2 protein-coding genes are annotated in these 16390 nt (G+C 61.8%); both read right to left on the bottom strand.

Translation table 11 applies throughout. The annotated features are described in order from the left end of the window. Positions 1-92 precede the first annotated feature (92 nt). Positions 93-14738, bottom strand: a complete 14646-nt coding sequence (locus ACTS1Z_RS11090; protein ID WP_442624527.1) for an inverse autotransporter beta domain-containing protein — start codon at positions 14736-14738, stop codon at positions 93-95. A 143-nt stretch (positions 14739-14881) separates the two neighbouring features. Then, positions 14882-15991 (bottom strand): helix-turn-helix transcriptional regulator, encoded by a 1110-nt coding sequence (locus ACTS1Z_RS11085; RefSeq protein ID WP_442624526.1) that lies wholly within the window; start codon positions 15989-15991, stop codon positions 14882-14884. Positions 15992-16390 lie beyond the last annotated feature (399 nt).

The following is a 16390-nucleotide window of genomic DNA, read 5'->3' as shown; positions in this document are numbered from 1 at the left end:
GGTTGTCGACGGTGATGCCGTTGTTCGCTGCAGACAGCGCTGCCGCGGATGCCTGAACGACGCGCAAAGTGCTGCTTGCCACCGTAACGGTCTTATGGGGTCGGGCAGGCGCCACCGCCTTGCACCGGCCCACCGCCGATATTCAGCTGCACTCCCGGTGATCCATTGTTACGACCTTGAATAAAGGTTTGGATTTGCGCCTGGCTGTTGGCCGCGCCGCCATATCCTTCGAGGTTGATCACGCCCGCGCCGCCGGTCTGGAAAGCAACATCGGTGAACCCTGCCGACGCGCTCAATGTGTTCTCCAAGCTTGTACCGCCCGCATCGAGGCAGACCGTATTGTTTGTCTGTGCATCGACGAACAGCGCCGCGAAAGCATTGATGTCTGTCGATGAAACGGTGTTTGTGGTCACGGTGGCGTTCAGCGTTCCTGTCCCATCAACGGCGCCGATATCGATGCCGATATTGTCGAACGAGTTGATCGTGTTGTTGTCGATCAAGACTGTCATCGTCGCATTCTGGTTGACCTCGACCGCAATGCCCGTGTCGCCCGCCGAGTCCGCAACGCCGCCGGTGCCGATCGTATTGCCGCTGATCGTGCCTGTGTAGCTGCCGGCGGCGGTTGAGGTGCCGATATTCACGTTGATGCTGGTCGAAGCGCCATTGCCCTTCTGGATATTGTTGTTGGAGATGATGAAATCGACCGATCCGGAAAAGCTGCCCGCCGAATTGACCGTGATACCGGCGCCGAGATTGGTCGCTGTGCCGGTCATCGTGTTGCCGCTGATCGTCAGATTGCCGATCACCGCCGAACCGTTCGAGGCGACCTGGATGTGATCGCCGTCATGGTTGGCGAAGGTGCTGTTCTGGAAGGTCATCGCGGTGGTCGTCGTGCCGGTCAGCATTTCGAAGATGATGCCGTCCTCGAAGAAGCCGGTGGTGACGTTCTGGAAAAGGCTGTCGTCGACGAGGAAGGAATCGAGCGTCGTGCCGTTGGTGCTCTGGAGCACGCGGATATGGGCGTCGAAATTGCCCGAGGCGCTGAGGTGGTCGAAACTGTAATTTCCGGTCGCGTCTTCGATATAGACGCCATGTTCCTGATTGGCGTTGCCGTTGCCGGTCAGCGTGATCCCGTTCATCGTCACATCTTCGACGCGTACGAGCGATACGCCATGTGTGCCTGCGTTGGTCACGTTCATGTTGAGCAGGGTGATGTTCGCAGCATCGGTGATCGAGATTCCCGTTCCGGTCGTGCCGGTAATCGTCCCGCCCGAACCGTTTCCGCCCCGCGTGCTGATGGTCGCGCCATCCCCCGTCACCGTGAAGAACCCGGCCGAGCCTGTGCTGCTCAGCACGATGCCGTTGGGGGCGCCGTTGGCGCTGATGCTTTGGAAGGTGGCGCCCGCGGCACCAATTGTCGTGTCTGCGATATTGAGCGCCGTGCCGGTCCCCGACGTGATCGTGTTGCCCGTTCCGCTAACCGTCACAGTACCGCCGCCGGTCGCCGTGAAACCGGTGCCGCTGGTGGTGTCGATATCGAGCCCGCCATTGGTGAAGTTAATCGTGTGGCCGGTATTGTTGGTCAGCGATACGGCCGCATTGGCGCTCGTGTTGAGCACCTTGCTGGTTCCCGAGAAGGTCGTCGTGCCGCCGCTATTGTCGTGAACGTTGAGATGCTGGCCGCCGGTGGCGCTGAGATTGCCCGAGAAGGTCACCGTGCCGCCGGTCCGCCCCGTGACTTCAGACAGGAAACTGCCGCTGGCATTCTCGATCGCTGCGGCGATGGATATCGTCTGGCTGCCGCCAATGATACGCACCGGCGAGGAACCGGCTCTGATCGTGCCGCCGTTGATCGTTATCGGAGAGGTGTCGCCCACAACGATCAAGCCGTCACCGTTAATGGCCGCGCGCAAATCGACGGTGCCGAAGGTGATGCTGCCGAGCCCGGCGCTGCCGCTTGAATCGGAAATGTCGATGCCTCGGGCGGTGGCGTCACGCACGGTTACCGAGCCGAAATTCAGCGTCGCATCGTTATTCTGAATAACGATTGCCGTTTCGGAGCCGAAGCCGGTCGTGCCGGCGATATCGACCGTGTCGATGGTCAATGTGCCGCCGTCCACATTCGCCAGCCTGATCCCGGCAAAGCCGCTATTGTTTGTCCGGATCAGCGAGGCGAAACTGATCCCGCTGCTGCCGATGGTGACGCCGTTTAGATTGAGCATGTTGGCGCCCGATATGCTCTGGCTGATCACATTGCCGGCGCCGGTAATATTGAGAGTCCCGCCGGCGCTGGCGAAGAAGCCGGCGTCGTCTATGTCGAGCCCGCCGGTAAAGTTGATCGTCGCGCCGGTGTTGTTGACGAGCGAGAGGCCCAAACCGTCCTCGTCGATCGCGCCCGAGAAGGTGATCGTGCCGGCCGACTGGTTTGTCACTTCGACGGCGCGGCCCGCGGTGTTGGTGATCGTGCCGGCATAGGTGATATCGGCGGTCGAATTGTTGATGTCGAAGGCATTGCCGCTGGTGTTCGATATCGCGCCGCCATTGATCGTCAGCGTGCCGGCGATCGTATCGAGCAGCACGCCGTTGACGCCGCCGCTTGCCGTAACGCTGTCGAATACCGATCCCATCGTCACCGGATCGATATCGAGCGCGGTGCCGTTCGTCGTGTCGACCGTGCCCGATGTGTTGGAGAAGGCGAAGCTGCCGCCCTTGCCGCCGGCATCGCGGATGAAAAGGCCGGTGCCATTGTTGTTGAAGATGTCGAGATCGCCGAAGCCGATCGCGCCGATCACGTTGTTGAGCCGCATCCCGTCGCCCTGAACGCGGGCGAGCGAGGTCCCGATCGCGGTATCGCCGCCTGCCGCCGTCTGAATGCCGCCGGTGCCCGGATCGGCGTCGAAGGTCGCGGTTTCGACGGCGATCCCGCCATCTTCGTTGCCGGTCGAGCTGATGGTGAGGTCGTCGAGCGCGGTGATCGTGACGCTGCCGGCGCCCGATCCGTTTATGTCGATGACCGCCAGGCCGCCGCCGCCGGAAGCCGTGATCCCTTGCAGGCCGACGACCGTCGCGGCGCCGCCATCGTCGATATCGATCGCGCTGGCGCCGGTGGAATCGATCGTGTGGCCGACGCCGGTGATGTTGAGCGTTCCGCCGCCGGTCATCACCAGGCCCGTGGCGCTGGTGGTGTCGATATCGAGCCCGCCATTGGTGAAGTTGATCGTGTGGCCTGCGGCAGTGCTCAGGCTGACCGCAGAAACCGCGCCGGTATTGAGGACGATCCTGCTGCCCGAGAAGGTCGTGGTGCCGGTGCTGCTGGTCTGACTGACATCGATGCCGCCCAGGCCGGTAAAGTTGATGTTGCCCGAGACGCTGATCGCCGCGCCGCCGGTCGAATTGTCGATGTCGATGCCACCTGAGACACCCGAACTGAACAAAGAGCCCTGGATCGTGACTGTTCCCCCAGACCTGTTCGCGATCTCATAAACGTCACCGGTCGTTGCACCGCCCTTGGTGACGTCTGCGTTGATTGTAATATTTCCGCTGCCGCCGTTGATATCGACTGCATTGCCGTTCGGATCGTCAAGCGCTCCAACGGTCGCGTTGATAAAAACAGTGCCGGAATTATCGCTGATTTCGATACCCGCATCTCCAGCACCGTCGATTGAAGAGCTCGCAAAGCTCACTGTGCCATTGCCCGATCCGTCAATATCGATGCCATCATCGGCCGCGCCGTTGATATCAACCAATCCGAAGTTGAAGAACGCGCTGGATCCGCCCCCCACGAAAATCGCATCACCCGCGCTTGTATCCTGAATGGCAACGCTATTGGGCTGGAAGAAGTTGCCATCGACATTGTTGAGGCTGATTGCGGTGCCAGCGATCGTCCCATTGCCGGTCAGGCTGCTAAAGGTAGCGCCCAATGCGCCGATATTCACGCCGTTCCAATCGAGGATTCGGGCCGTTGCCGCGCTGGTGACCGCATTGGTGCCGGTGACGTTCAGTGTCACGCCGCCAGAGGCATCGAAGATCGTTGCGCCACCGGTTGTGGCCAGCGACAGGCCGCCGGTGAAGTTGACCGTACTGCCCGTATTCGTACCGCCGATCAGAATTCCGGTGCCAACACCGCTGTTGGTGATTGCGCCGGAGAAGGTCGCGGTGCCGCTCGTGTAGTTGTTGATGAACACGGCGCGGCTAAGGCCGTTGTCGATCGTGCCGCCGAAGCTGATATTGGCACTCGAATCGACGATCCGGAAGGCGTCGCCGGTGCTGCCGGAAAGCGCACCGCCAGCGATCGTTACGCTGCCGTCGATCTGGTCGATCAGGATATTGTTGGCGCCGCCGCCCGAGCTGACGCTGGCGAGCGTGATATCGGCGGTGAACGGATCGAACAGGATGCCCGAGGAGCCGGTCGAGTTGATCGTGCCTGTCGTCGTGGCGAGGCGGAAGCCGGTGCCTGCGCCGCCGTTGAAGCTGGCCGTACCGCTCACATCGAGCCCGGTTCCGGCAGTGGTGATCTGGATATCGTCGAAGGCAAGATCGCCCGCGGCGTCGTTGAGCACCAGCCCGGCGCCGGTAGCCGAGCCGCCCTGGCCGATCGACAGCGTGCCGCCCGCAACGGTATCGCCGGTAAAGTCGGCATCGGAGGGATCGGCATCGAAGATCGCGTTGCTGATGGTGATCGCCGCAATGCCGGCATTGTCGACCGTGATATCCTCGAACCGGGTGATGAAGAGCGCGTCGGACGACGCGGAGCCGACCATCGTGAGCGCTCCGCCGCCGCTGCTGGTGTCGACGGTGAGGTTGCTCAGGCCCACCGTATGAACACCACCGGTCCCGGTGAGAGTCACGAATCCGGCCGCGCCCGTGCTCGTGAAGGTCGAATTGGTCGCCGTGATCGTAATGTCGTCGCCGGTATTGACGCGGCTGAACAGCCCCTCGCTGCCGCCCGACACCGTAACGCCGTCGAGCGTGACGGTGGCAGTCGTCGCCGCCCCGTCATTGGCCCAATTGAAGGAAAGGCCGTCTTGCGTGCCGGCGATCGCCGAGTTGGTAATCGTTGTGCTGGTAAACGCGTCGCCAAAGATGCCGTCCCCCGCCCCCGTCGTCGCGGTGATGCTGACGCCGTCGATGATCGTCGTCGAGCCGTCGGCGAGGACAATTACGTCCGACCCGCCGTTCGAGGTTGTGAGGTCGGGCGCGCCCGAGCCGGGGTCGGTGATGAGCGTATCGCCGCTGACGCCTGTCACCAGCAGGTTCGCCGGCGTGCCGCCCATGAAGCCATAATCGGCAAGGTCGATATCGCCGTTGAGGAAGCTGGCGAGCACCTGTTCGTCGTTGAGCGTGAAGCCGTTGACGCTGCCCTGCGCCGCCGCTGCGAGGTCGATGACTTCGCTGCCGGTCTGATCGACCAATATGATGACGGTATCGGGGGTTGCCGGCGCGCCCGCGAAGTTACCCGGATTGGCGCGGCTGCCGTCGCCGTCGCCCTGGGCGTCGATATAGTAGACGTCCGCATTGACCTCGAGATTGCTCGTGCTGCCGGCGGTCGGGAAGATGGTGTCGAGGAAATTGTAGGTACCGGTGGCGCCGGTATCGTTGGTAAAGTCGATCGCGGTCGTCGCGGCAATGGAGCTGCCGACATCCTCGGTCGCCTCGCTGTCGCCGAAGATAAAGGCGACATTGGCCGCGTCGTCATAGATCACGCCGGTCGCGACGCCCGCAATGGTCGCATCCTGCCCGCTGGCGAACGGCGCGGAAGTGTCGCCGACCGTGACGTCGGTGCCGGTCAGCCCGCGCATATCGATGCCGATAGTGCCGCTGCTGCTCGTAGACGTCAGGTCGAAATCGGTGATGGTGAGCGAGTCGCCGAGTGTCGCGCCGTTGAGTGAGAGGCCGGTCTGATTGTCGCCGGCCAGAGTGATGTCTAGATCGGCAATGGAGATCGGCCCGCCGACCGTATTGGAAATGTCGATCGCGGCGATTCCCGAACCGGTGCCAAGCGTGATATCGAGACTGCCTGTGAAGCTCAGCGAGCCGGTAGTGTCGGCAATTTCGATGCCGGCCGAGTTAAAGCCCGTATTGTCTATGGTCACCAAGCCACCGAAGCTCGCCGCGACGGAGCTGTCGGTGATCGAAATTCCGTGCGTAGAAACACCTGTGATATTCACCGCACCGGTAACGTCGAACGTGCCCTCCACGCCTTCGCTGACAAACGCTTCGGCCAGTTGGATGCCGTAATTACCGCCACCCGCGGTAATGCTGCCGAGGGTGATATCCACAGTCAGATCGGCCAGTACAACGCCTTGTCCCGCCGTCGATTCGATCACGCCGCCGGCAATCGCCAAATTCAGGCCCGCGTCGGGCTGTGGCGGTGTATCGGCTATGTCGTAGGCTGCGGGGTTGAATGTGCCGCTGCCCAGGATCGACAGCGCGTCGCCGGTCGAGGAGATATTCACCGCGTCGAAGGCGATGTCGCCCGCCGCCGGGAAGATATCGACGCCATAGCCTGCCAGCGTCGTATTCTGGCCGACATTCAGCGTGCCGCCCGCGACCGTGTCGTCGATAATATCGCCGTCGAACGGATTGGCGTCGAAGATCACGCCGGTCAGCAGGATGCCGCCATCCTGCTGGCTGTCGACCGTGATGTTCGAGAATTGGGTGATGTAGAAGCCGTCGCCGAACTCTTCGCCGTAAATCCCGACCGCGAGCGGATCGAGGACATCGACGACGGTGATATCGCTCAGCGCGACGACCAGCTCGAAGCCGGGCGAGTTGACCAGCGCAATGCCGTCAAGGCCTACGGCGCTCGTTCCGCCGATGGTGATACCGCGCAGGGCGTAATTGCCGTCGACCAGCAATATGCCCTCATCGGCCGTATCGTCGATCGTGCTCGTGCCGGTGATCGTGACGAGGCCGACAAGATCATCGTCCTCGGCATAGAACCCGTTCTCCCCGGCGTCGTCGACGACCAGATTGGTGAACGTCACGTTCGCGTCGGTATCGTAGATGCTGACGCCGTCTATCACCGCATCGTTCACCGTCAGGCCGGTGAAGGTATAGGTGCCGCTACCGTCAGTGATCTCGACACCCATTTCGCCGGGCGTGTTGATCGTCGTCGGGCCGTTGAAGGCGACTGTGCCGGCGACGCTCGACATATCGATCCCATCATCCACGCCACCGGTGATGGTGACCGTGGCGAAGCTGACATCGGTTAGCGTGCCGTTGAGATCGATGCCGTCGTCGCCCGCATCGGTGACACTGGTCGTGCCGGTGAAGCTGGTCGTACCAGTCAGATTTTCCAGGCGGATGCCGTTGTCTGTCGTGGTGTTGACCGTGACATCGCCGAAGGTGAAGGCGGCGCTGCTGTCGAACAGGTCGATTCCGTGTGCGGCCGCATTGGTGATTATTGTCGTTCCGGTGACCGTGAAGCTGCCGCTGGTGTTGCCGACGATGACGCCACCGGCGGTCGCAGCGAGGCTGTCGAAGGTGATATTTGCCGTAACGCCGTCCAGCTCGATTGCCCCGCCGGTGGTCACGGTTACTGTATTGCCGGTGCCGGTGATGTTGACCGTGCCGCCGCCAGCGCTGCGCAGGCCGGAGCCGGCACCGCTGTCGATCGTCAGGCCATCCGCGATGGAAAGCGAGCCGGTGCTCTGCATGAAGATGCCGGTGCCGGTGGTGACATCGATATCCGCGCCGTCCTGAATGTCGACCGTGCCGTCGCCGGTGAAAAGGAACCCGACGCCGGCTCCAACGTCGATGTCGAGAAGGCCGGTGAAGGTAAAGACGCCGCCCGTATTGTCCGCAAGACTGAGCCCGATGCCCGCAGGCGAACCAATCGTCAGCGTGTCGAACGCGAAGGCACCGGTCGAATTTATGATTTCGATGCCGATCGTGGCGCCGGCGATCATGATGTCGGTCGCCATCAGGCCGTTGATGCCGTTGCCTTCGATTGCATCGGCATAGCTGCCGCCCGATCCGTCGAAGCGCAGACTGTCGAGCGTGTTGCCGTTCGCGAGAACAAGAATGTTCTCGGCGGCGCCCGCCGATTGCGTAAGCGCCGGTGAGCCGTCCGAGTGGACATTGGCGGCCTGGCCGGCGGTCACGCCGATCAGTATGTTGGCAGGTGCGGTGAAACCGATATCGATGGTGTCCTCGCCCGCCGCAAAGCCGAGCAGATCCTGCGCGTCGTCCAGTTCAAGCGCGTTGGATGCGTCGCCGTTGCTGCTGCTGACGTCGATGGCGTTCGCCGCCGCGCCGACCGGGATCAGTATGTCCGCGCTCGTCGTCTCAGCACCCGCGACCGTACCGGCATTTGCCGCCGAAGAGCCGTCCCCAAGTCCGCTGGCCGTTTCGCTGAAGTAATAGACGTCGGGAACGGCGAATTCTGTACCCGCGCCATCGGGATCGACCCCGCCGAAATCGACGTCGAGGAAGTTGAAGCTGCCGTTCGCGCCGGTAACGCCGGTTGCGTCGATCGCAACTGTCGCGTTGATGATGGACGCCTGGTCGACTGCCTCTTCGCCGTCGCCGAAAGTGAACATGACGTCGGACGCGTCGGTGATCGCCACGCCTGTGGCGACGCCGTCGATCGTCGCACTTTCGCCGGTGGAGAAGGGCAGCGATGTATCGCCGATGGTTACCGTACCCGTGCCCGTTGCGTCGCTAAGATCGACGCCGATTGTGCCAGTTGCGCTTGTCGAGGTGAGGTCGAAATCGGTGATCGTGATGTCAGCATTCAGGACCGCCGGAAAACCGCCAAATGCACCTGACAGGTCGAAACCAACGCTATTGTCTGAGGTCAGTTGGATTTCGAGAGCATCGAATGAAATGGGTGCATCAAGCGTTTCGCCAATCGTAATGGTGATGTCCGAACCTGAGATCAGAGCATCTGCGATCTGGAACGCCGTAGAGTTGGCCGTGGCATATAATCCAACGTCAGAATTGGTGATCTCAAGAATGTTGAAAGTTGCGCTGCCACTGCCCGCTATGGTCGTAACGGCTGTGGTTGCGCCAGCGATTGACGTAGCGCCGGTAACCTCGAAGGCCCCATCGTAACGATCAACCCTAATCCCTTCATCGACGGTATCGATGGTCAAATCACCGAACTGAACATCTGCACCGCTGAAGCTGAGCTGAAGTGCCGAACTGGTATTGGATATTTCGACTTCGGTCGCAGCAATGGTACCGCTGATATTTCCTATGCGCAGCCCGGTGTTCGATGCATTGGAAATCTGAAGCTGACCAAATGTCAGGTCTGCGGTGCCGCCGACGAGCTCAGCGGCAATCAAGTTATTGCTGAGCGACGTTAGTCCAGTCACCGCGACTTGTCCGCCGCTGCTCGTGATTTGTATGCCCCACCGGTCTCCGCCTGAGGTCAGATTATCAAACTGCAAATCCAGATTTCGCCAGCTGTTCGCTCGCAGAGCGGAGTTGCCCGTGCTCGCCAGGGTGTTACCAGAACCGCTGATGACAAGCGTTCCGCCCGCATTGGCATAGAAGGCTTCACCGGATCCGGACGAGACCCCGAGGCCGCCGGTAAACCTGATGTCACTTTGCGTCGTACCGATATCGATGTCGACGCCTCGGCCAGCACCGGCCGAAGTGTCTATATTGACCGGTCCTGCAAAAACGATGTCCCCACGGGCCCCGGCGATTGATATGCCTGCCGTCAGCGTAGAAATGGTCAAATCGGCAAACTGGAAAGGCCCTCCCTGCAAGGCGCTCAGCACCGACGAATAGCCAATCGCTAACTGAACATCACTCCCAGCCAGATCGATCGCGCCATTGAAGACGTAGCTGCCGTTCGCATCCGAGAACTGCAGGCCAGAGCCGTTATTGGCAGTGATGAGCGAGGCGGCATCTATGGTAAGGCTGCCGCTATGGCCGTTCGACACCGATATGGCCGCCGCGTTGGCGTCCTGGTTCAGCGTAACGCTGACAAGAGAAACGTCGCTCGTGCCGCCGGAAATACCGAGCGCGCCAAGAGTGCTGTTGGTGATGGTTACATCGCCCGAGCCGTCGGTGACCTGCACCGAGCTGATATCGCTGTTGGTGATCGTCGAATCTTCGGTGAGCGACGGGATGGCGACGCTTGCGCCCGCGCTGTCGGCGATCAGGACGTTGTCGATCAGATTGTCGCCAGCGAGCGTCAGCGCGTCGCCCGTGGTGGAAAGCAGTTCGGGTGCGCCATTGCCGGTCGGGTCGTTGATCGTGATCGTGCCGCCGGAGGTGAAGCCGTTGACGCGCAGATTGCTCGGCGGACCGCCATTTACGACATCGAATGAGGTCTGATTGAGGAAGGAGAAGACATCCTGGCCCAGCGTCAGCAGGAAGGTCTCGTCGCCGTTTGAGCCGGCGCTGTCGATCGTTCCCAGCCCGCCGTTGCTGCCGTCATTGACGAGCACGAAGATATCGGCGCCGGAAAGTTCCGCCTGCGCGATCGTGCCCGGGTCGGCCGCGGTACCCGCGCCCGGCGTCGTATCGATAAAGAAGAGGTCGACCGCCGCTGAAGACAGCGCGCTGGTATCGCCGACCAGCACGACATCGAGGAAGTTGTAGTCGCCGGTCGCGCCGAGGCCGGTGAAGACGATCGGCGTTGTCGCGGTGATCGTCGAGGCCGCCCCATCGGCATCGGTGTTCGATCCGTCGCCATATTGGAAATTGCCGGTGATGTTCGCGCCGGTCAGATCGACGCCGATCTCGACACCGGAAATGTCGCCGCTTTCGGTCGTGATTATGCTGCCGCTGTTGGTCGAGCCGGCCATGTCGATGCCGACCGAACCCGCCGCGCCAGTTCCCGTGATGTTGAGAGTCGCGAAGGTGATGCTGCCCAAGGCCGAAGACACATCGACGCCGGTGCCGCTACCCAGTCCGGTGATGTCGGTGTCGCCAAAGACGATATCGCCGTTTGTCCCAACGATCGTGATAGCGTCGCCGGCGACGTCGCCAATGGAGGTATCGCCAAGCGTTACCGCTCCGCCGTTGTTGGCGAACAAAATCGCCTGGCCGTTCGCCTGTGATATAGTGACATCGCCTAAGGTTAACGGCGCAGCGTTCCCGAAAATAAGTAGCGCGGTGGTGTTTGTGCCGAGCGCGGCAACGTTGCCAAAACTGATTTGCCCATCATAGCTGTCAACCTGAACGCCAACATTTGCATTGCTCGCTGAAATCGAATCCGCCGTGACCGTTCCCGAACCGTCTCGCAGCCACAGGGCGCGATCCGAAACGTCTGAGATCGTCACGTTGCCAAGCGATAAGTCGCCCGAATTGTCGCGTCCGTGGAAGCCTTGGTCGACGCTCTGAACATCGACCGACCCAAACGAAATGTCCGAGCTGTTCGACTCGAGCAAGACCCCGTAGAAGCTGATATCAGACAACGTCACGGCGCCGAAGGACAGCGCACCGGAGTTGGCTTGGGCGAAAAGACCGTCAACAAGATAATCGCTGATATCGACATCGGCGAATGTGATGCCCGCGCGGTTCCGCGTGATTTCGATCCCGGCGCCCATGCCTTGCGACAACGTCGTCGATCCCACGCTTATTACGCCGTCATTCTCGTTCAGGAGGACGCCATCGCGCCCTGTGGACGTTATAGTCAGTGTGTTCAGCGCGATATCCGCAGTACTATCGGTGATGAACACGCCATCGGCAGTCGCGCCCTGTATAGTGGTCGTGCCTGCAACTTCGAAATTCCCGGATATTGTATCGAGCATCAGGCCTGCACCCGGGCTGCCGACGACGTCGAGCGATGCCAAAGTGATATCGGCTAATATATTGGTGAGCGCGACACCTGAGCCGCCAGTCGCCGAAACGCTGCCGCCGGCGATCGTCAGAGCGCCGCTGTCGCCCGCAAGGATGCCCGCGCCGTCATTGCTCGTCACGGTGACGCCGCCGGCAAGGGTCAGGCTGCCATTGGGGCTATTGGTGAAGGCGATGCCGGGTCCGCCGATTGCGTTCACCGTGACCGGGCCTGCAAAGCTGAGATCGAACGAGCTGCCGTCGATATTGATGCCGGCGCCGGATACCGTGATCGTCGCCGCGAGCGGGGTCGCAGCCGCGGCCGGTTGCGCGACGGCGGCGGAAGGCGACGAGGCGGTTTGCCCTGCCGCAACCGGCTCCATCGAAACCCGCTGGGCGGTCACGCTGGCATCGCCGTCTCCGAATATCGTCACCGGCTCCGGCTGCGGCGCATTTTCGACGATCATCGTCAATGCAGGAGTGCTCGGCGCGAGATCGATTGCTGTCAGTCCCGCCGGCGTGGCAGCCGAATGCGGTTCATTTTCGGCGATGAAATCGGGCGGTGCTGCAACGTATGGGGTGTCCTCGACGATCAGATCGAGCGAAACGGCGTTGTGCGGAGCGTCTTCCGGAGCCATTCCAGCCGGAGCGGCGCCCGCCTGCGCCTGGTTCTCGGCGATCATGTCGGCCGGCGCAGTCGCTTGCGGCGCATTTTCGACGATAAGATCGAGCGAGCCGGTAACCTGCGGCGCTTCTTCGGCCGTCATGCCATCGGGGGCGGCATCGGCCTGAGGCGCCTCTTCCGCAATCATCGCACTGGGCGCGGCACCCGATTGAGCTTCGTTTTCGACGATCATCGCGGCTGAGCCGGTTGCGCCGTGCGGTGCTTCCTCTGCGGCCATGCCGTCCGGAGCGGCGCCGCCATGCGGTTCGTTCTCAGCGATCATGCCCGTCGGAGATGCAGCGTGTGGTTCCTCTTCGACGATCATTCCGGCGGGCGAGGCGGCATGCGGTTCGTTCTCGGCGATCATCGCCGGTGATGCGGGTTCGTTCGATGGGCTGCTCTCGGCTTCCTCATCGTCGGCACCGGTGTCCGGCGTGGGTGCGGCGAAGACTGCGGCGACCCGACTGGCTGGCGAGTGCGTCAAGGACTGTCCGTCGGTCACTGCGGCGCGCTGCGCGTCCTGTTGGCGCGCGATCGTCGCGGCGGGCGCGGTTGGAACGATCGTGACCGGCAGCCCGCTGCCATTGGTAAAGATGCTCGCGCTGTCGAAGCTGATCGCGCCGGACGCATTGGTCAGCAACAGGCCGGTGCCGCCGACGCGGTTCTGGCTCGTGCCGATAACGAGATCGCCGCCAGCGACCTGCTGAATGCCCGCCGTCGCAAGGTCGGCGTCGAAGATGGTGCCGTCGCCCGTAATCCCGCCGCTCTCGCCACTACCGCCGAGGATCATGATGTCGGAAAACGCCGTAACCGTAGAATCGCCGAGATCGACTACGAAACTGCCGGTTGAGGCGAAAACGCCGTTGCTCAGCGCCAGCGTGCTGGCACCTGACAGGAACAGTGCACCGCCGGCTCCGCCGCCGATCATGATATTGCCGATCGTCGCGGACGAATTGTTGAGCGAGATGCCGATTCCGGTGACGCCCGAGATCATCACATTGTCGATGACGACGCCATTGGCACCGTCGCCGAACAAGGCGGTCGCGCCGCCGGTGAACAGCAGATTGCGGATGATATTGTTGTCGGCCAGTGCCAGCGTGGGCGCGGCGGTCCCGGTATTTGCGATCGTACCCGGGGTCGTCCCGAGGACAAAAGTCTGCACGCGGCCACCGGACAGCCGCACCTGCAACGGTGTGCCGCCGCCGAGCAGCTGCTGGTTGGCGATCAGCGTTTCGCCGCCGGTCAATATGTCGCCATTGCCGCCCTCGCCGACGATGATGCCGCTATTGCCCGAGCGGGTGACCGCATCGGGCAGCGTCGTCGGATCGTCGGGATCGCCTGTCCCGAGCGTATTCGCCCCGTCCACGAAGAAGATGTTGCCGAACGCCTGCCCGGTCAGGTTGTTGAGAACGCCGACATCGAAGCTCCCGGCCGTCTGGCGGACTTGCGTGCGGATCGTCGCGCGGCGGCGCACGCGTTCGTCCATACGATGCTGGATCGGGTTCATGCGCGAGCGCGAAGCCGCGATACGCTCGCTGCTGCCGAACGGGATGCGCAGCCGGACTTCGCCGGTAAATTCGGTGCCGCGCAGATTGTCGTCGCTGACTTCCGCGCCGACCGCGAACTGCGCGCCGGACATGCCGAAGGCGTCGAGCAGGCGGTATTCCGCTCTTGCGCGGCCGCCGGTTACGTTGTCGACCTGTGAATCCCAGAAATGGTAGACGCCGCCATAGAGGCGAAATTCCTGGCCGCTTTCCTCATCGCCGAAGAGCTGCACGCCCGCTTCGGCATCGACGCCGGTCATCGTTTCCAGGTCGAAGTTGACGGTATCGATGCGTTCAACCAACTGGTTGTTGTCCACGACGAGATTGCCGGACGAGACGGTGTCGGTTCTCAGGAATCGGGTGTCGCTGGCGGGGAGATAGAAGTTGGTGCGGAAATCGAAGCCCGGTGTCAGCAGTTCCGCTCCGACCGTCGCACCATAGAGCGTCTCGTCATTCTCTTCGCGCGTAATATCGAAAAATGCGTAGCCGCCGATCAGGACATCGTCGGAAACGATGCTCCGAACGCCAAGGCCGATCGACGAATAATAGTCCGCCCGCGTCGTCGTGCCGACCCTGGTGTCAACGAAAAGAAGGCTCGAGTAGCTTTGGGCCAGCGGCACGAAGAATTCCGCTCCACCGCCCGATTCGTCTGACCCAGGCCTGACGACGAACTCGGCATGGGGATGCCAGTTTCCGGCCGTCGTTTCCTCGGCCTGCACGGCGGCGGGCGGTGTGATTGCCGCCAGGCATGTTCCAATCAGCAGCGCCGTGCGGCGCCTGCTATGCGCCATATCCTTCACCCCCCCGGTGTTGCATCGCGCCAAGCCAGTTAGAATCGGTTAACGGTCTTATCTCTGGTGCTAGACCAGCAAAAAACCCGAATCCATACCTCAAATGGACTAGCTCAGGCCGCCGGTTGCCACCGCGGCCTGCGTCAGATCTCGCCGATGAGCTTGAGAATGAGCGTGGCGACCTCGGACTGTCTACGCGTCTCGGTTTTTGCGAAGATTGAACGCAGATGGACACGCACAGTTGGGACGGCGAGCTGCAGCTTATCGGCGATCTCGCGCACCGAATGGTTGGTTGCAATGAGCAGCGCGATGTCCGCCTCGCGCCGGGTCAGGCCGAAAGAGGAATGCAGCACGGTCTTCGAGCGGTGACTGGTCTGGAGATCCTGGAGAAACAGGATAGCAATGTCGGCCGAGCTGCTGCGCAGCGGATGATCGATCGATAGCGGGACGATCCGCAAGATGCGAATGTCGCCGGCCGCGCTACGCAGCGGCACCGCCTGGATCTCGCCTGTGACGGCTCCGGCTATCGCGCGATCGAGCCCCGCCTGTCCCTGCCGGGCGCGCGCGAGCAACTGTCCCGACGCGGTGATCGACAGGAAGTCACCGGTGTCGAGTCCGATGGTGAAAGCCGCATTCGTCGCGCTGATCCGGCCATGTCGATCGAGATAGGCGACACCCGAATGGAGCTCTTCGAAAAAAGCGCTGGTGACCGCGTGCTTGCCCTGCAACCGGCGGATCTCGTCCGAAGTCGCCTCGACCATCTGCAGATAGGGGACGAGCTCCTCAAGCGCAGCCCGTTCCGCCGAAGTAAATGTCCGGCCTACCTCCTCGCGATGAAGGCCGAGAGCGGTGAGCGTCTCACGATCGTGTCTCGTCTTCACGAACATGCAATAAACATGATCGGTAGAATGCTGGAGCCAGTCGAAATAGGATGAACGTCGGCGATCTGTCGCAGTGATGAAATCGTCGTCTATCTGAGCGACGCCAACCGGCGCCGCCCTCGCCTTTTCAAGCCTGGGGTTAAGCCGGTAATAATGGGCTATATATTCATCGAGCATTTTGTCCTCGAATCCGGCATAACCATGGGTTCGCGCTGCTCCGCCGGGCACCAGGCTGATCTGCTCCCATTCGGCCGCCTGCGCTCCGAATTGCTCCGCAACAAGGCCCAGGGCGAAATCCCAGCCATCGTCGTTGAGCGCGGCCTTGTTGAGGGCGCTAAAGAGTGAAACAAAACTGGTTTGGTCATCAATCACGGTTAGTCTAGGTGCCTCTGATACAGATATGCTACAATCATAGCCTGAATCTTCGGTTTTTGCGACTGGCTAGGCTTCGTGGACAAAGTTCGTCCGGAGTTTGATTGAAGCGAGCGCGACGAAGCCAAGGTGGTACTTTCTCGTTCTGTCGTATCGGGAGGCTACCCGTCGCCAGTTCTTCAGCTCGTTGAACAATCGCTCGACGAAATTGCGCCAGCGATATTTCTCGCGATCATGCGGGATAGGGTCGCGGCGGTTGATCTTGACGACGCTGAGCGGGAGTCCTCTGGCATCGCACCGCGGGCGTGGGGTTTCGTGGTCAAGCCGCCCCGCGATCGGCCAACGAGCAGACGCCAATGGCACATCGTCGATTATGTCAAGAGTTCCGATTGGGCGATG

This window comes from Parasphingopyxis sp., from assembly GCF_052168295.1.
In the GTDB taxonomy this organism is placed as follows: domain Bacteria; phylum Pseudomonadota; class Alphaproteobacteria; order Sphingomonadales; family Sphingomonadaceae; genus Parasphingopyxis.
Note: the sequence above shows the minus strand (reverse complement) of the source record. Positions and strands in the feature narration are given on the sequence as shown.

Bases quoted from the DNA above. Each gene is read 5' to 3' on its own strand.
- ACTS1Z_RS11090 (WP_442624527.1), bottom strand. From the start codon at position 14,738: ATGGCGCATAGCAGGCGCCGCACGGCGCTGCTGATTGGAACATGCCTG.